Raw genomic sequence first — 17,134 nt, 5'->3', positions numbered from 1 at the left:
GTGAACGGAACCATGGACTCAATAACTGCGAAAATACTGGCGAGAGCATCCGGCAGGGATCGCGTCGAGGTCGGCGAGACTGTAGTCGCTGCGGTCGATAAAGTAATGATCCACGACGTTACAGGACCTATAACGCTGGATCTAATAGACGATCTAAAGGCAAAGATCCCGAAGCCCGAAAGCCTCTACATCTTCCTAGATCACTACAGCCCTTCCCCATCAACCCCTGCCTCAAACATACACAGGAGGTTCAGGATGTTCGCCAGAGCCAATGGTGTCACAAACTTCTTCGACGTGGGCGAGGGCGTGTGTCACCAGGTGATGGTTGAGGGGATAGTGAAGCCTGGGGAAGTGGTAGTGGGTGCGGACTCCCACACGACCACATACGGCGCTCTCGCAGCTTTCTCAACTGGCATAGGCTCTTCCGAGGCGGCGTACGCAATACTCACAGGCAGACTGTGGTTTAAGGTTCCTGAACCACTGTACGTGAGGCTTGACGGGATGTTACCCAACTACTCTAGCGGTAAGGACGTTATATTGAGCATATTAGGGGCTCTGGGTCAGGAGGGAGCGAACTACAAGGCCCTAGAGTTCAGCGGGCCGGGCCTCAGAACACTGAGCATGAGCGACAGACTCACCGTCGCCAACATGAGTGTTGAGTGTGGTGCTAAGAACGCCATATTCCCTCTCGACGAGGTTACGATAGATTACATGAGGAGGTTCAACACACCCCTAGACTTAAGTAGTTTAAACTACTTAAGACCTGCCAAGGTAGAGAGCCCGCATCTCGCATTAGACCTGAGCACCCTGGAGCCGATGGTCGCTAAGCCTCACAGTCCGGCAAACGTTGCCCCGGTGTCAAGCGTTGAAGGTGTTAGGATTGACGCGGCCTTCATAGGCTCGTGTACCAACGGAAGGTATGAGGACCTCCTAGCAGCTGCGAAGATACTTAAGGGGAGGAGGATATCGAAGGACGTTAGGCTCGTAGTGACTCCAGCATCTAAAGAGGTGTTTGTGAGGGCTCTTCAAGACGGTCTAATCCAGATATTACTGGATGCTGGCGCCGTCGTAACGCCCCCCAGCTGTGGAGCGTGTTTCGGCGGGCATTTAGGTGTGGCGGGTGATGATGAAGTGGTGATCTCAAGCTCTAACAGGAATTTCATAGGTAGGATGGGGTCTCCTAAGGCTAAGATCTACTTAGCCTCGCCGGTCACTGTGGCTGCCTCCGCTCTGGAGGGGTGCATAGCCGACCCCAGACGTTATTTAGGGTGAGAATATGGGCTTGAGGCGTGTTGAAGGTAAAGTCCTGGTTGTAGGGGATAATGTAGATACGGATGCGATAGTGCCTGGGCGATATCTCACCTTAACGGATGCGAGGGAGTTAGGGAAGCACGCTCTTGAGGGCTTGGATCCGAGCATACCCAGCAGGCTCAGGGAGAGGGACTTGATTGTGGCGGGGAGGAACTTCGGCTGCGGGTCAAGCAGGGAGCACGCCGTGCTCGCACTCCTAGGCGCCGGCGTCAAGGCAGTGGTCGCGGAGTCCTTCGCCAGGATATTCTATAGGAACGCGATAAACAGGGGCTTGTTGGTGGTCGAAGCCCCCGGCGTGAGTCAAAGAGTCACCGACGGCGAGAGACTTGTGATAGACCTGGAGGGCGGCGTAATCGTGCTGGCCTCAGGCGAGGTCATGCAGTTCAAACCCATCGCGAGGGAGGTTCTGGAGATAATCGAAGCCGGAGGTCTCATAGAGAGACTTAGGAAGGAACTCCGACATGGGGGAGTGCAATAACTACAGGAAGCTTGATAATGAACTCCTGAATATCAGGAAGTACTGCCATCCTGACGCCCCCACAGAGTACATAGTGATCTCTAAGGACACACTGCCGCATAAGGAGTATGAGAATCCATTGATGGCGGAGCTCTACGGACCCTCTAAGTTCGGTGTGAAGATTTCCCTCAAGACCTTAGTGGACGGCAGGGAGGTGGAACTGATTAAGGACCCGATCCTAGACGGCAAGCTTGAGGTCGTGGTTAGGAGGCAACCACGTAATACAACGCTCACGTTCAAGGAGGTGTTTGCAATACTCCATAAGGTGGAGGAGCTTCTAGGGGTCAAGATTGAGTGGAGGAGGCCTTTCCCCAGAGGCTCCTGTTAACCACTCCTGCCTGACATATACTTTTTAAATTTCAACATATCTTCAGGCTAAACATGTTAGGATCTGTATTTATACGCTCGGTCCAGGTAACCATCCCGGGTGTCTCTCCTTGGTACGCAGCCCAGCCAGAGAGCCTGCCAAAAGCCCCGTGTTCTGGGTCGTGTGGTTACTGCTTATATTGTTTAGCGTGCCCTGGTACTTCCCGCAGGGAGTCTATGAACCCATAGTGGCTGGTTTACCTCTCTGGGTGTTGACCATAATGTTCGTCAGCGTCCTTTACGCGGTTTTCATAACCGTAAGCGCTCACAAGCTCTGGAGGTGAGAGTGCTTTGGCTGATCAACAGCCTGCATTCGGTATTGAAGCCCCTATAGCGGCAGTGTTGTTCGTGGGCTTCCTGATACTGATAGGATACTACTCCTACAGGAAGCGTATCGGCACAAGCGTCTACGACTTCTTCCTGGCCAGCAGGGTGTTGGGTTACGTTGTGCTGGGCTTAAGTCTCTACGCAGCGCAGTACAGCGGTAACTCCTTCATAGGTTATGCTGCACGTAGTTACAGGTCGGGCTTCGTATTCCTCATGTACCCGACGTTCATGATAACCATTCTCCCCTTCACGATAATCTTGGCGGCCAGACTCATACCGATCTCGACCGTTAGGAAACTCACGTCCCCTATGGACTTCATCAGACTAAGGTACGGCTATGAGAAGAAGTGGATGCTCAACGCCCTGGCCGTCCTAACCCTGGTGTTTCTGGTGTGGGGCACTTTCGTCCAGTTCTTTGAGCAGGCAATAGCCATGGGTTACCTGGGCGAGGTGGTTTCAGCCGGCATGATCCCATACATGTATATGGTTGTGGTTTTCGTAGTTGGTGTGATAATCTTCACTATATTGGGGGGGTTTAGAGGCACTGCACTGGCAAACGCCATCATGGGGCTCACCATGCTCGTGGGCCTCATGGGAACCCTCATCTTAGTGACTAAGGACTTCGGCAGTATAGGGGACGCCGTAACCACCCTGGCTAGCAAGAAGCCCGCCCTAATATCGACCCCTACGAGCTTCACGACGATAGTCAATTGGTTCAGCACCATATTCTTGGTCGGGGCGGGGGCCCCGCTTTACATACACATCCTCCAGCACCTGCTGGCGACTAAAGACCCCTCCACATACAAGAGGACCCTCATCTTCACACCGTACTTCTACTTGCTAACAGCCATGTCGCTGGTCCTCATAGGGGTCTGCGGAGCAGCTATAATACCGGGTCTCGGAACTATGGAGAGTGAGAGGATAGTGCCGTTGCTCGTGGTTAAGGCTGCACCGGTGGACCCTGCCGCCAAGGCCTTGGGGCTGTTGTGGATGCTCGCGCTACTCTCAGCAACCCTCTCCACCGCAGCAACCACTACTATAGCGATAAGCGTGACAGTACTGAGGGAGGTCTTCAGGGCGTTCAAGCCCAGAGCGAGTGAGAGGGAGATCGTGCTAGCGAGCAGAGTGCTCCTAGCGCTGATAGCATTGCTGGCCATACCGATAGTCATAGAGCCCAGAGCCACTATATGGAGGTGGACTGAGATAAAGTTTGAAGGACTGATTCAAGCTTTCCCAGCCATAGTGTTGGGTCTCTACATACCTTGGGTCAACGTCAAGGGGCTTTTAAGCGGCATGACTGTAGGCGCCGTCGTCGGCATAACGCTCTCGCTCACAGGCTACACAACCTACCAGGGTCTGCACGCAGGCATAATAGGGCTCATCATAAACGTCTTGATATGCCTCATCGTCAGCAGGCTCACTGCTAAGCCGGATGAAGTGGGCTACGCTAAGAACGTCCTAAGCGTGGAGCAAATCACCTAATTTTTCGCCTTAAATGCAAGGCTTTAATACATCCCTTCGTAAATTATATTCCGAGGTGATGCTTCTGAGTCCCTCCCAGCCTGTGTATGAGAAGCTCATCAACCTAATCTCCAGATTCATATCCCTCGTCGCTGTTAGGCTGCCTGACGACGTGATCCCCGCCCTAGCGAGCGCCTCCAGGCTTGAGAACTCCCCACACGCTAGACTGGTTTACGAAGCGATGTTCAGGAATCTGGAGGTGGCTGCCCGCAAGAACGTACCCCTCTGCCAGGACACCGGCGTGCTGGAGTTCTTCATCGGGTTGGGCAATGGCTTCCCGCATGCGGGCGACCTCCTTGAGGCCGTTAGGGAGGCTGTGGTGAGAACTACGGGCGAGGGTTTCCTAAGACCTAACGTGGTCGACCCGGCCACGGGCCGGAATACCGGGGACAACACGGGATTAGGACATCCGTGGGTGGAGGTGGAGTTACTTCCTGGCGTCGACTACGTTGACCTCCGGCTCTACATGGCTGGAGGAGGTTCGAGCAGACCTGGTTCGGCGAGGGTTCTGGACCCTGCTTTGGGTTTGGAGGGTGTTGCCGAGTTCGTGTTAAACACCATCGCAGAGTACGGCCCGCCGGCATGCCCGCCGCTGGTGGTGGGGGTTGGTTTAGGACCCACCGTAGAGATCGCCGCCCTCCTCTCTAAGAAGGCGCTCCTCAGGACCTTAGGGTTGAGGAACCCCAACCCCAGGATAGCCATGCTTGAGGAGAGACTTGTAGAGGCTATTAACGAATTAAGGATAGGCCCTCAAGGACTCGGCGGTAGGGTCACCGCCCTAGCAGTTCATGTGGAGTACGCTGGGAGACACCCAGCCACTCTTGCGGTCGGAGTTAGCACTGCATGCTGGGCCCTTAGGAAGGGGTGGTTGAGGGTCTTCCCGAACCTGAGCCACCAGGTGCTGACTCACGGAGGTGCAATCCTTGAGTAGGGTTATAAATCTTCCCACGACCGACGATGTTGTGTCCGAACTGAAGGTAGGTGATGTCATCTACATTAGCGGTGTCGTGGTGACAGCCCGGGACGCAGTGCACAGAAGGTTCCTTGTAGAAGGTCTTCCGTTACCTGTGGATCTGAGGGGTTTGGCAATACTTCACGCCGGCCCCGTCATGGTGAGGTCGGGAAGTAAGTGGGTCTGCCAATCCATAGGCCCTACCACGAGCATGAGGATGGAGTACTATGAGGACGTCTTCATCGAGAAGACGGGGATCAAATTAATCATAGGTAAGGGAGGCATGGGACGCAGGACTGCTGAGGCTTGCCAGAGGTTTAAGGCGGTATACACTATATTCCCTGGCGGTTGCGGGGCTCTCGGCGCCTCAGCTGTTGAGGAAGTGCTCGATGTCGAGTGGCTGGATCTAGGAGTTCCGGAGGCCCTCTGGTTGCTTAGGGTTAGAGAATTCGGGCCTCTGATAGTAGCTATAGACACTCAAGGAGGGAACCTGACGGAGGACGTGGTCAAAGTAGCCAGGTCCAGGGTACCCACCCTCCTGAAGTCGACGGTTGAGAGGCTGTGACCAGCGAATTAATGCCTCTTAACTAAGTATAACACGGGTGTTGAATGTTTAAAGCTTTCGTAGGGACTAGCGGGTGGGTCTATGACTGGAATGTTGAGGGGACTCTGGACTGGTATGTCAGATCCTCACACCTTAACGCCGTAGAGCTTAATGCAAGTTTCTACAGATTCCCGTACAGGAATCAAGTCCTAGGCTGGTCTCGAAGGGGTGAGGGGCTTAGGTGGTCTATTAAAGTACACAGGAGCGTGACCCACACACGCAAGCTCAGTGATGAAGCCCTCAACACGTGGTTTAAATTCCACGAACTCTTCAAACCCATGGAGGAGCTTATCGACTTCTTCCTGTTCCAACTACCTCCGAACTTCTCATGCCGTGATGAACTCCTGGATAGAGTTAAGACTTTCTACAGGGAGACGGGACTCAACGGGAGGTTTGCCGTCGAGTTCAGACACCCAACATGCTTCACTGAGGAGGTCGCTGAGTGGGGACGTGAACTAGGACTGACCCTAGTCTCCGTGGATTCCCCGACAGTGTCATGGCTAATTAGATCCAGCGACAGTGTGTACTTGAGACTACACGGTCGTAGGGTGTGGTATGCCTATGATTACAGCCTTAAGGAACTCGCGGAGCTGGTTGAGGGTATATCCAGCTTAAGTCCTGATCGTGTTTACGTGTTTTTCAACAATGATCACTGGATGCTTGAGGATGCTAGAGCAATGCTGGCCATGCTTAAGTTCACCCGAACTCAGGGCTAACGGTCGCTTCCTTACGTCTGTGAGTGAAAAACATAAGGAATGATTAGGCGTTGTGCCGTTTTGGAGGAAAAAGGGGATTGTGTACCGATTTAACTCGGGAGCAGTCCCTCCAGCTTGTCGGCAAGCCATTTCAGGTCAAGTTCCTCTAGCTTTGCTCTGGTAGGTCTGCCCCCAACCCATCCCCTGACCTCGTAGTACTCCGGCAACATCTCGCTTAACCTGTTTACGTAGCCCTTACTAGGTCCTTCGGGCATGGGCTCCGTGAGAAGCCTCTTAGGCAGTGTGTCGTACGCCTCGCCATCACCGAATGAGGCTATGTTGAACACCCTTTCAGCATTGTAGATCCTCTCACCTATCTTCTCAAACTCCTCGACAGTCACGTCCCAGCCCGTCACTACCGAGAGCTGTTCAGCCATTACGTCGGACCAGTACGCGAACGTGACGAACTTACACACCACGAGACTGTCTAGGGTGGCGAAGACGTCCTGGAAGTTCTTAACCCACCTCCCCTTGCCTTTAGTCTCGAACCTGTCTAGGAGCTGAGGCACGCCCAGGATCTCAGGCGCTATCATGTATGCCCTCAGATGGCAACCTCCCCTGTTGCTGGTGGCGTACGCGAGACCGTGCCCCTGAACGCCTCTGGGATCGTAGGCCGGGAGCTCCTGCCCTCTAACTACCATCGCTGCCTCGGGCATGCCGTACTTCTTGGCCAGCCTGGCCGCACCTTCAGCCAGGTCGTCCCCTACGCCACTGCGATATGCTGTCCTCCACACAAGTTCGACCAGGGCCTCAGGATTCCCCCACTCAACCCTCAACCCTCTGAGCCTCTCTGCAGGCACCCTGCCCTTCTCAACCAGCTCCATCAGGGTCCCTATAGTTACGCCGGCCGATATCGTGTCCAATCCAAGCTCATTGCAGAGGTAGTTGGCTTTCGAGACTGCTGCAAGGTCTCCAGTACCCGTCGCCGCCCCGAGGGCCCACACAGTCTCGTACTCTGGACCCCCTCCCTCGCCGGTGAAGGGCGGCTTCACAATCTTAGTGTAGCGTGCGCAGCCTATCTCACAGCCCCAGCACTTCTCCTCCTCAGCCTTCTTCCAGTCCATTATCTCACTGGCTATCCTCTCACCGCTTATCCTCTCCGCCTCAGTGAACACGCCGGTCTGGAAGTTCCTGGTGGGGAAGGCGCCGTGAGCGTTTATAACGTTGACCAGCGCAGCTGTCCCGTACTTCGGGAGGACCTCACCCGTCACAGGGGACTTCTTCACCAACTCCATAGACTTAGCGGCGACCTCCTCAAGCCTCTCCTCGTCAGCCACTTTAGGTCTCATGTGGCCCCTGACAGCAATCGCCTTAAACTTCTTAGAGCCCCATACGGCGCCGTGCCCGCCCCTCCCAGCCGCCCTTGACTTGTCGTTGATTATGTTCGCTATCTTAACCAAGTTCTCACCGGCAGGGCCTATGCAGGCCACCTTGATCTCTCTAGCCTCGTCAGGCCCTACCTCCGACGCCAGCTCATCCTTGATTGTGTCGGTCGTGTCGTGAGTGTCCCTACCCCACAGGTGCTTAGCGTCCCTCAACTCAGCCTTGCCGTCGTGGATCCAGAGGTATACAGGCTTCTCAGAAGCGCCCTCAATTATCACCGCGTCAATACCCGCGAACTTTAGCTCCGGGCCGAACTTCCCACCGCTATGTGAGTCATGCAACGTCATATTTAGAGGTGCTTTAGTTACTGAGCACCACCTGCCCGAGGATGGTATGCCCGTCACTCCGGTGAGCGGCCCCGTAGCAACTATCGCCTTGTTGGCCGGGCTGTACGGGTCCACGCGCGGGTCAACCTCCCTAAGCATGTAGTACGCGCCAAGCCCTCTACCACCGACCCACTTCCTCAGAACCTCATCAGGCGGCAGCGGCTCGTAGATTACCCTCCCCTCCGTTAGGTTGACTCTGAGGACTCTACCCATATAACCTCCAGCGGGCATAACTGATCCCCGCAGTTTACGGTGCAGTATAGTTATTACAACATAAAATTTAAATTTTAACCCGCGAACCGCAGTAAATATTTAGTAAAGACCTTCGGTCAGGAAAACGCACTACTAGGTTCTGTGGGTGAGGTCCGTGAACGAGATCGTAACCGGTGACTGGATTGTTAGGTTAAGGGCTGAGTCACATCCGAGGGAGGTGGCCCTCGAGATCTCGACTGCATGCAACCTCAGCTGTGTTCACTGCTTCAGGAAGAGTGCAGTGAGGTTTAACGAAGGACATATGGAGATGGATATCTTCAGAAGAGTGCTGAGGAATGTAGTTAGCGCCGGGGTAAGGAGAGTTGCCCTGACGGGTTGGGGGGAGCCCTCAACCCACCCTGAAATCGAAGAGATCATCAGGATCTGCAGGAAACACGGCCTTCAGGTAGTGCTCAACACAAACGGCTTTAGACTCCTAGAGCTGTCGAGAGTTATTGCGGAGAATGTGGACGAGCTCGCCCTAAGTATCGACGCCCCCACGGTAGAGCTGTACAGCAAGATACGGGTTGGCGGGGACCTGCCTTCAGTCCTCAACGGGTTGAGGGAACTGTTTAGGTTCAAACGAGTGGGCGGCAGCACCAGGCCTTACGTGAAACTCCTGTTCACTGTGAATAGAGTAAACGCTAGTGAAGCGGGTAGGTTGCTAGCGCTGGCTAGGGAGGCCGGCGTCAATGAGGTCGTCTACAGCTACTATGTACCTCTATCCAGGGAAGACGATCTGGACTGTCTCAGCGACTCAGAATGCGTTAAACTGTTTGAGGGGAGCGTCAGCAGGGTTAAGGGTGAAATACCTGAACTCAGCGTCAGGATCTCCATGCCCTCATACCCTGCGGGGATTCAGCGGGTATGTCCCTTCGCGTCGAGCAGAACGCTGTTCATCAGATACGACGGCCTAGTGTCACCATGCATCTACTACTCACGCACCTGGAAGACAGGGCTCTTCGGCATTTCAAGAAGGATACACGAGGTGGTACTGGGCGACGCGGCCAGCGAACCCCTAACCGAGATCTGGAGGGGGAGATATTCAAGGATGTTCTACAAGCTGAGCTTCTCGAAGATGCCGTCATGCCTCGTCTGCAAGCTAGTCGATTACTGTGACAGAACACGAAGCAACGAGAGCGACTGTCTAGGCAACACCCCAACATGCGGTCACTGCCCATTCTACCATGGACTGACCCACTGCCCTCTCTAGGCGAAGTACAAGTAACTGCATTTAGACTTAATGATTTAAGCGTGTGGCCATCTCACACATAATCCACTCTGATGGTTAGACCTTCATATCTCAAAGACCACGTACCCCCGAAGCAGTAATGCCTGCAAGGAATTCCAGGTGGGCTCAGAGTCATTGATGGATACACACAGAAAATCGAAATACGGAAAACTTAAGGTTTATTTATTGCATTACCCAAACTTTTTAATGGGTATAGTGTCCACGGGAGTGGTGTTCTTGAAGTTCGCGTTCCTCTCCGCGGCGCGGTCATCGTCTCTCGGTAAACGCGTCGCAGTCGTGGGCGCCGGCCCGGCCGGCCTTTCTGCCGCAGGCTACTTAGCCTGCAGGAATTACGAGGTAGATGTATACGATAAGCTCCCCGCACCAGGCGGCCTGATGACATTCGCCATCCCAAGCCACCGCATACGTCCGGAGAGGGTGCTCGAGGGCTGTAGGGATCTGGAGGGGAACTTCGGCGTTAAGTTCCACCTGAGGAGGAAGGCTGGATCAAGCCGGTCTCGTGACGAGGGCGATGAGTTCGCTGTCGATGCAGTCGACATTGAGAAGTTAGTCAGCGGGTACAGTGCTGTGCTCATAGCCACAGGCACCTGGAGGTCACGTCATCTCAACGTGTCTGGCGAGGAATCGCGGAACGTGCTGTCCGCCCTGGAATTCCTCCACAGAATAAAACTCGCTGAGCTCGGTTATGCCTCATATGATGTGAGGTGTGTAGGTAGGGTCGTCGTAGTCGGGGCGGGATTAAGCGCTGTCGACGCTGCGGAGACGGCCCTCATGAAGGGGGCTGAGGAGGTCTACCTGACCTACAGGAGGACGATCAAAGAAGCTCCAGCAGGATCCTACAGAATCAAGGAACTCTCGCAACGCGGTGTTAAGTTCATTGAACTGGCCCAACCGACGAGGATAGTTGCTGAGGGTGGTGAGGCAAGGGCCGTGGAGTTTACTAGGATGAGGTTAGGGGAGCCGGACGAGACCGGCAGACCGAAGCCCGTGCCGATCCCTGGAACTGGCTTTACGCTGGAGGCCGACCTAGTCGTGACCGCCGTCGGCGAGCTCCCCACCCCGCCGGCGGGCAGTGAGATGCTGGTGAGATACTTAGGGACTGATGGGAGGATTATGGTGGAGAAGGACTACAGGGTGCCCGAGACGAACATATACGCGGCCGGGGACGTCGTCTCAGGCCCTACGAAGATAGGACTCGCTGTCGACAGCGCTCTGAGGGCCGCCAGGTCCCTAGACTTAATGCTCACAGGCGAAATGCCAAGCATTGGTGAGATCCTTAAGTCCTCCCCCGTCAGGGAGCTTGTGCTAGAGTTTGTTAGGTGGGACGGCAGTGTTGAGGGGTCTCTGTGCAGGTTCCTTGGAGTTAATGCTGGGGTTGACGCCGGCAGGTGTTTGAGTTCAGCGCCCTTCCTGAGGGTGTTTGACTACGGGAAGTGCATCGGCTGTGAGACCTGTAGCAACGTCTGTAGCTTTGTGCATGAGGGCAGGTCACTCATTAAGATCCAGAAAACCGGCGAGGGGTTGGTCTTCCCCACAGCGTGTATGCACTGTAGCAACGCTAAATGCGTCTCAGCATGTAAGAGGAACGCAATCCGCAGAGGCCCCCTCGGCGAGATCCTCATAGACTACACTAAATGCAATAACTGCCTGGACTGCATGCACTCATGCCCCGTCAAAGCCATAAGGATAAGGGGCGGGAGTGTAGTGAACTGCGACTTATGTAAGCCGCTGAGGGACCGTGGGCTGAGGCCTGCCTGCATGGCGATGTGCCCCAGCGACGCAGTGACATTATATATATCCAGCAGCACCTCAACCTACGCGAATACAGACGTGTGGAACCGTTGACACACACAAGGTGAGTTAGCATCACCGTGCTGTAGGGGGCCGGGCGCCTCTAAGTGAGGGACGCCAGACTATATGCTTGCTCTGTAGCTCCTGATGAGGAGTTTCGTGTACTCGTTCCTTGGATTATGGAGCACATCCTCGAAAGACCCCTCCTCCACCACCTCACCCTTGTAGAGTATCACCACCCTATCCGCTAGGTACTGAGCCACACCCAGATCGTGTGTCACAACCATCACAGTGAGGTTAAGCTTCCTGTGAAGGTCGTTAATCAGATTTATTATCTGCGCTTGGATCGAGACGTCGAGAGCTGAAGTCGGCTCGTCGAGGGCAAGTATTTCAGGATCGTGTATGACCGCCCTAGCTATTAATATCCTCTGCCTCATGCCACCGCTCAAGTCGGTCGGATAGTAGTCCATAACCTCCTCAGGCAGTTGAACAAGCCTCAGAACCTCCGATATCCTGCCCTCCGGATTCCGAATCTTCGAGGCCTCAAGAGGCTCCATAAGGGAGTGCATGACCCTTAGTGACGGGTTAAGAGCCTTGTAAGGATCCTGAGGAACGTAACCAATAGCCCTCAAAACCTTTATCCTCTCACTCCACGGTAGCGTGTATATCTCCTTACCGAGGACGGTGACCCCTCCCCTTAGAGGCTTAAGCAACCCAAGAATCACTTTAAGAAGGGTTGACTTACCTGATCCGCTCTCCCCTATTATGGCGAGCCTCTCACCGTCACTAACCTTAAGGCTGACATTATTCAACACTATGTTCACCCTCCTCCTCAGGGACCTCCACCCCCTCGCCGCCGTCAGGTAACCGGCGGTGACCCCCTTCAAGTCAACTACCGTCCCGTTGTTCACCATCATTCAACGTACCTCCAGCATTCGATTCTCTTCCCGAATACGTTAGTGCTGGGTGGTGTCTCAACACACCTGCTGAAAGCCCAGGGGCATCTGAGGCGGAATGAGCAGCCCTCGACCTCAGTCCCAGGTCTAGGGGGCTCTCCGGGGACGGATCTCAGGGGCTTCTTGAAGCCGAGCACGGGTGCAGCGTCAACGAGCATGCTGGTGTAGGGGTGTAGAGGCTCAGTAACTACCTCGGAGCCCCTCCCGACCTCAACAAGCTTCCCCGCGTACATGACCGCTATGGTATCGCATATCTTCCCCGCGCTAATGATGTCGTGCGTTATGAGGAAGAGGGTGACTTTCTGAGAGTTCCTCAGATCCATGAGCAGTTTTATCAGCTGAAGTCTTAAGTTAGCGTCTATGGATGAAGTAGGCTCGTCCGCCACGACCACTCTAGCCCCTGTGGACAGTGCTAACGCGATGGCCGCCCTCTGCTGCATCCCGCCACTCAGTTCATGAGGGTAGTAGTCCAAGACGCGCTCTGGATGGAGGCCTACAAGCGTCAGGTAGTTCCTGGCGACTTCGGACGTCCTCCTCCTATCCCACCCATAGAGGCTATTCAGGACGTGGTAGAACTGATCCTCTACAGTGTAGTAGGGGTTAAGCCCTGTTCCAGGGTTCTGCGGGACGTAGGAGACGAGCCTTCCCCTAACCCCATTGTAATTCATCCTACCGTCCTGAATCACCGGGCGATCGAGTATCTGTAGCCCGCCGTCCACCACGGCGTGCGGTGGGAGTATCCCGGCTACCGCGTTGCCCGTCGTGGACTTTCCGCAACCGCTCTCCCCAACTAAGCAGAAGATCTCGCCCTCAGAGACCTCGAACGAGACGTTCCTAACAACCCACAGTATCTTCTCGTCCTCGTCCAGATAGCCTATGCTCAACCTGGTCGCCTTAACGGCTAGAACCACAGCCTCCACCTCCTCCTGAGCCTTGGGTCTAGAGCTTCCCTGAGCGAGTCCCCGAGCAGGCTGAACCCCAGTGCGGTAATCAGAAGGAATAAGCCGGGGAAAATGGTCACCCAGGGTGCGGTCACGAGAACGTCCTTACCCTCGTACATGATCACACCCCACTCAGGCGAGTTGAGGGGGACGCCCAGGCTGAGGAAGTTTATGGCGGTAGCCTCCAGGAGGACGCTACCCATGTCAGTTATCGCCTGGACAGCCACGGGCGGGTAAACGTTCCTAACCACATGCCTCCAAACTATCTTGAGGGGGTTAAGCCCACTGAGCCTGGACAATGTGACGTAATCCATCTCAACGATGCTACGTGCGTAAACATAAGCTATCCGCGCATACCAAGACCACCAAGTCACCACAAGGCTTAAGACAACGGTCGTGAGCCCCCTGCCAATAGTTATCGCGAAGGACAGGGCGAGCACTATAGCAGGTATGCTCATGAAGAGCTCCGTGAGGTATGTTATGACCATCTCAACCACCCCTCTGAAGTATGCTGAGATAACCCCGACAGCCAGCCCCATCACCAAGCTAACTGAAACCACTACGAGTATTTGCAGCAACGCCGACCGCGTTCCCATGACAACCCTCGAGAAGAGGTCCCTCCCCATCCCGTCAGTTCCGAACAGGTGCTCGGTCGACGGAGGTAGTAAGATCTTGCTTACAGCGTCCGGCGGGGCTACGCCTGCCCCTTCCGCAGGGTATGGAGCTACGATGTCACACAGGAGTGCGAGAGTGAGCATGGTGATCACCACCATCAACCCGACTCTGAACCTAGCACTCCTAACCTGCCTCCCAACCAGGATCCTCCAGTGGCTAGGTCTCCCTGGAGGACCCTCAGGACGTCGGGAGTTACTCCCTGCAGCGCTCATCTCATAACCTCACCCTAGGATCAGCAAGGGCCTGAATCGCGTCGGCCAGCGTGTTGACTACCAGGTAGAAGGCCGTGACAACCACTATCAGCCCAATGGCTATCCTGAAGTCGCTGCTGTTCAGCGCGTCCATAAGCAACCTCCCTAGGCCGGGTCTCCCGAACACAACGCTCTCCACAACCATCGCATCCACTAGGCTGTAGGCGAAGGCGATTCCGGAGAGCTGTATTACGCCCGGTAGGACTGCCCTGAGTGTGAACGTCCAGAGAATGCGTCTCTTCCCAACCCCAAGTGCAACGCTAACTCTTATGTAGTCCTCCAGTAGAACATCCGTGACGAGGGTTCTCACCACCCTTATCATCAAACCCATCGGGTAGACGGAGACCGCCAGCGCTGGCGGCAACAACCTAACGAGGACGTCTGCGAAGACGCGGAAGTTGCCTTGAATCAGGCTGTCGAGGAGGTAGAGACCTGTCACGGGCTGGAAGCCTGTCTCTATGGCGAGCGCGTAGTCGACGCGCCCTGACGAAGGTATTTGGTGTGTGACTAGTATCAGGAAGAGGGCGGAGCCAAGCCAGAAGGTCGGGGTGTTTGCGAGCAGCACGCCGAGTTGCTGTAGGAAGTCATCTATCCTGGATCCTCTGTGCATAGCTGAGAGGTAACCAAGCAGAACGCCCACAGGTATGGCTATGAGGTAGGTCACGATGAGAAGCTCGAGGGTTGAGGCTAAGTTGGAAGCTATGACCGTGAATACGGGTTGTTTGTAGTATATGCTTAGACCGAGGTTGCCTGTCAGGACGCTCACGATGAAGCGTGGTATCTGAACGTAGAGCGGGTCCTGAAGTCCGAGCTCCCTCCTAGCTAGCTCTATGGCTAGAGTTGCGTTCGCGCCCCTCGGGTTGCCGGCCCACTTGACCGCCGGGTCTCCTGGAGAGAGTATGATTATCAGGTATGAGAGGACCACCACTCCAACCACTACGAGCAGGCTCCACACGACCCTCCTGACCAGGTAGTTAAGGCTGAGGGGCACCCGCTACGTCCCCTCTACCGAAACCTTCTCGAACCTTATGACGTACATGTAGAGCGGGTTCATAGCGCCCGGCGGTATGTAGACGCGCCTGCCGTATATGAACAGCTTAACCTCATCCCACAGGTTAAGCGCCACGGCCTCGTCGAATATCTTCTGCTGCGCCTCTCTGTAGAGTTGCATCGCACGCTGGTAGTCAAGTCCCTCAAGCTCGTAGGCCTCCTCAATCATCTCGTCGAACTCCGGATCCTCATAGCCGGCGAAGTTCCACTCCTTAGACTCGCTGTGGAACATCGCGTAGAGGTAATCGTACGGCGACGCCATGGTAGGCCACCAGTCTGCGATTATTATGTGCGGCACCCCCTCGGGGTCATCCCACACAGACCTCGCTATATCCTTAAGCTGAGTCCAGGTGGCTGGGTTTAGATCCACCTCTATGCCGAGGTCCTTCAGCCTAGACTGCATCAACTCCGCTAGCTTGCGAGTCTCCTCATAATCCACTTGATAGAGTACCTGTATCCTCGCAGGCGTGGGAACGCCTGACTCCCTCAAGTACTCTCTAGCCTTAGTTATGTTGTACTCGTACGTCAAGCCCTCGACAAAACCTGGGAAGCCGTGGGGCAGTACCCCGCTACCCTTCAGGGCGTGCCCGCCCATGGCCACGCTGACCGCCTCATCCAGGTTTATAGCGTGGGCGACGGCCTTCCTGAAGGATTCGACGCTGGTTGGGTGCCTCCTCACATTGAAGAACATGAGGTAGTTGTGGTATGTCGTGAGGTTGTAGGTTCTGAGGCCCTGGGATATCAGTGCAGGTATGTTGGCTCTCGGGACGCTCGTAGCTATGTCCACCACACCCGAGAGGAGGCCGTTGTACTGGGCCTGCGGCTCCGTCAGAACCTTGATGATTACGACGTCCGGTGCTTTGGGGTTGCTGACCTCACCCCACCCCCACCACTCCTTGAACTTCCTCAACCTCACCTCAGACTCAGGACTGTAGGACTCCAGCACGTAAGGGCCTGTTCCGGCAGCGTTCCCTGAGTTGAACCACTCCTCCAGCTTTCTGTCCATGTAGTCCGTGGCGCCACTCTTCTTGAGGACGTTTGGGGAGAATATGTAGCCGGCGTAGCAGGCGGAAGCCATTATATCGAGTCTCTGAGGGTAGTTGAGCTTGAACCTCACAGTATATTCGTCAACCACCTCAACCTCATCCACCGAATCCCACACATACCCCAGGCCCCTCCCGGTCTCACGGTATATGGTCATCGCCCTCTCAACACTTACCTTCACCGCGGTCGCGTTGAACTTGACTCCGTCGTGGAAGACTACACCCCTCCGCAGTCTAAACACCCACTCAGTCCCATCCTCGTTGCTACTCCAGTTCACGGCTAAAGCAGGTCTGAACTCCCCGGTCACCGGGTTATAGTACAGAAGGGGCTCGTAAACCACGCCCAGAACAACCAGCCCCGTATCGTCCTCCAGACTCGGGTCAATACCCGTTATGACGTCATTGTAAGCGTAGACGACAACCCTCAGCCTCTCCCCACCATCACTCGGGGGTCTGGTCATTACGTACAGTCCCGCACCTACAACTAAAGCCAGAATGACCACAGCGAACAAAATACGCTTACTCATACTGATCACCTAATTCTACATAAATGGACACGGACTTTTAAAAGCATCGCCTCCGTCAAATCCTGTGTTAGGAGCCGAATACTATGGGAACGGGTTTGAGCTTCGTTGTTGATACTACTGGATTTAGTGTTGCCCGCCCTGCCCTCGACTCTGTGGACCTCGACCCTACTCCACAGGGGCTCGTGTCATCGCCCTTCACCAGCTTGAGGTAGCTCTCACACATCAGGCGGGTTGCAGATTGCTGAACACCAACCTCGCAAACCTTCTCGTGCGCTCACGTACAGATGGTTAGTGACAATGGTTGCAGAACTCATACGAAAGGCCTAGGGAAAAT

At 55.0% G+C, this 17,134-nt stretch carries 16 protein-coding genes; 10 read left to right on the top strand and 6 right to left on the bottom strand.

What is annotated here, in order from left to right:
• Window positions 1-12: 12 nt before the first annotated feature.
• The 8 genes from QW772_07325 to QW772_07290 all read left to right on the top strand — a co-directional run bounded on the left by QW772_07325 (window position 13) and on the right by QW772_07290 (window position 6,314).
• Window positions 13-1,272 carry a 3-isopropylmalate dehydratase large subunit gene (locus QW772_07325; protein ID MEM0038717.1) on the top strand — a complete coding sequence of 420 codons (1,260 nt, stop codon included), beginning with the start codon at window positions 13-15 and terminating at the stop codon, window positions 1,270-1,272.
• 4 nt (window positions 1,273-1,276) lie between these two features.
• On the top strand, window positions 1,277-1,789 hold the full coding sequence (locus QW772_07320; protein ID MEM0038716.1) for a 3-isopropylmalate dehydratase small subunit: 513 nt from the start codon (window positions 1,277-1,279) through the stop codon (window positions 1,787-1,789).
• Window positions 1,773-2,156: a hypothetical protein gene (locus QW772_07315; protein ID MEM0038715.1), complete on the top strand. Its 384-nt coding sequence runs from the start codon at window positions 1,773-1,775 to the stop codon at window positions 2,154-2,156. The genes QW772_07320 and QW772_07315 overlap by 17 nt, the downstream gene beginning before the upstream one ends.
• A 109-nt stretch (window positions 2,157-2,265) precedes the next feature.
• Entirely contained in the window at window positions 2,266-2,478 is a 213-nt protein-coding gene (locus QW772_07310; GenBank protein MEM0038714.1) for a hypothetical protein, read from the top strand.
• Between the two features lie 7 nt (window positions 2,479-2,485).
• On the top strand, window positions 2,486-4,003 hold the full coding sequence (locus QW772_07305) for a hypothetical protein (protein MEM0038713.1): 1,518 nt from the start codon (window positions 2,486-2,488) through the stop codon (window positions 4,001-4,003).
• A 58-nt stretch (window positions 4,004-4,061) separates the two neighbouring features.
• Window positions 4,062-4,973 (top strand): fumarate hydratase, encoded by a 912-nt coding sequence (locus tag QW772_07300; protein ID MEM0038712.1) that lies wholly within the window; start codon window positions 4,062-4,064, stop codon window positions 4,971-4,973.
• Complete coding sequence (locus QW772_07295) at window positions 4,966-5,559, top strand: FumA C-terminus/TtdB family hydratase beta subunit (protein ID MEM0038711.1); 594 nt, start codon at window positions 4,966-4,968, stop codon at window positions 5,557-5,559. Before QW772_07300 ends, QW772_07295 begins: the two co-directional genes overlap by 8 nt.
• A gap of 44 nt (window positions 5,560-5,603) precedes the next feature.
• The gene (locus tag QW772_07290) at window positions 5,604-6,314 is read left to right on the top strand and encodes a DUF72 domain-containing protein (protein MEM0038710.1); all 711 of its coding nucleotides are present in this window, start codon (window positions 5,604-5,606) and stop codon (window positions 6,312-6,314) included.
• An 89-nt stretch (window positions 6,315-6,403) separates the two neighbouring features.
• Here the strand turns inward: QW772_07290 and QW772_07285 are convergent, their stop codons facing one another.
• Window positions 6,404-8,293 carry an aldehyde ferredoxin oxidoreductase family protein gene (locus tag QW772_07285; protein ID MEM0038709.1) on the bottom strand — a complete coding sequence of 630 codons (1,890 nt, stop codon included), beginning with the start codon at window positions 8,291-8,293 and terminating at the stop codon, window positions 6,404-6,406.
• Between the two features lie 136 nt (window positions 8,294-8,429).
• Between QW772_07285 and QW772_07280 the strand changes: the two genes are divergently transcribed.
• Window positions 8,430-9,527: a radical SAM protein gene (locus QW772_07280; GenBank protein MEM0038708.1), complete on the top strand. Its 1,098-nt coding sequence runs from the start codon at window positions 8,430-8,432 to the stop codon at window positions 9,525-9,527.
• A 225-nt stretch (window positions 9,528-9,752) separates the two neighbouring features.
• Window positions 9,753-11,411: an FAD-dependent oxidoreductase gene (locus QW772_07275; protein MEM0038707.1), complete on the top strand. Its 1,659-nt coding sequence runs from the start codon at window positions 9,753-9,755 to the stop codon at window positions 11,409-11,411.
• A 68-nt stretch (window positions 11,412-11,479) separates the two neighbouring features.
• Here the strand turns inward: QW772_07275 and QW772_07270 are convergent, their stop codons facing one another.
• From QW772_07270 to QW772_07250, 5 genes are read right to left on the bottom strand one after another with little or no spacing between them, the layout of a single operon-like run.
• The gene (locus QW772_07270; protein MEM0038706.1) at window positions 11,480-12,274 is read right to left on the bottom strand and encodes an ABC transporter ATP-binding protein; all 795 of its coding nucleotides are present in this window, start codon (window positions 12,272-12,274) and stop codon (window positions 11,480-11,482) included.
• On the bottom strand, window positions 12,271-13,224 hold the full coding sequence (locus tag QW772_07265) for an ABC transporter ATP-binding protein (GenBank protein ID MEM0038705.1): 954 nt from the start codon (window positions 13,222-13,224) through the stop codon (window positions 12,271-12,273). The genes QW772_07270 and QW772_07265 overlap by 4 nt, the downstream gene beginning before the upstream one ends.
• Complete coding sequence (locus tag QW772_07260) at window positions 13,215-14,141, bottom strand: ABC transporter permease (protein ID MEM0038704.1); 927 nt, start codon at window positions 14,139-14,141, stop codon at window positions 13,215-13,217. The genes QW772_07265 and QW772_07260 overlap by 10 nt, the downstream gene beginning before the upstream one ends.
• A 1-nt stretch (window position 14,142) precedes the next feature.
• Window positions 14,143-15,171, bottom strand: coding sequence for an ABC transporter permease (locus tag QW772_07255; GenBank protein MEM0038703.1), 1,029 nt, complete (start codon window positions 15,169-15,171; stop codon window positions 14,143-14,145).
• Window positions 15,172-15,174: 3 nt separating this feature from the next.
• Window positions 15,175-16,800, bottom strand: a complete 1,626-nt coding sequence (locus QW772_07250; protein MEM0038702.1) for an ABC transporter substrate-binding protein — start codon at window positions 16,798-16,800, stop codon at window positions 15,175-15,177.
• Between the last annotated feature and the right edge of the window lie 334 nt (window positions 16,801-17,134).

It is taken from the genome of Zestosphaera sp. (assembly GCA_038727705.1).
GTDB lineage: Archaea > Thermoproteota > Thermoprotei_A > Sulfolobales > NBVN01 > Zestomicrobium.
Note: the sequence above shows the minus strand (reverse complement) of the source record. Positions and strands in the feature narration are given on the sequence as shown.

Excerpts from the sequence above, each read along its gene's own strand:
- QW772_07275 (MEM0038707.1), top strand. The coding sequence starts at position 9,753 with ATGGGTATAGTGTCCACGGGAGTGGTGTTCTTGAAGTTCGCGTTCCTC.
- QW772_07250 (MEM0038702.1), bottom strand. The coding sequence starts at position 16,800 with ATGAGTAAGCGTATTTTGTTCGCTGTGGTCATTCTGGCTTTAGTTGTA.
- QW772_07290 (MEM0038710.1), top strand. The coding sequence starts at position 5,604 with ATGTTTAAAGCTTTCGTAGGGACTAGCGGGTGGGTCTATGACTGGAAT.
- QW772_07315 (MEM0038715.1), top strand. The coding sequence starts at position 1,773 with ATGGGGGAGTGCAATAACTACAGGAAGCTTGATAATGAACTCCTGAAT.
- QW772_07300 (MEM0038712.1), top strand. The coding sequence starts at position 4,062 with ATGCTTCTGAGTCCCTCCCAGCCTGTGTATGAGAAGCTCATCAACCTA.
- QW772_07270 (MEM0038706.1), bottom strand. The coding sequence starts at position 12,274 with ATGATGGTGAACAACGGGACGGTAGTTGACTTGAAGGGGGTCACCGCC.
- QW772_07260 (MEM0038704.1), bottom strand. The coding sequence starts at position 14,141 with ATGAGCGCTGCAGGGAGTAACTCCCGACGTCCTGAGGGTCCTCCAGGG.
- QW772_07325 (MEM0038717.1), top strand. The coding sequence starts at position 13 with ATGGACTCAATAACTGCGAAAATACTGGCGAGAGCATCCGGCAGGGAT.
- QW772_07320 (MEM0038716.1), top strand. The coding sequence starts at position 1,277 with ATGGGCTTGAGGCGTGTTGAAGGTAAAGTCCTGGTTGTAGGGGATAAT.
- QW772_07285 (MEM0038709.1), bottom strand. The coding sequence starts at position 8,293 with ATGCCCGCTGGAGGTTATATGGGTAGAGTCCTCAGAGTCAACCTAACG.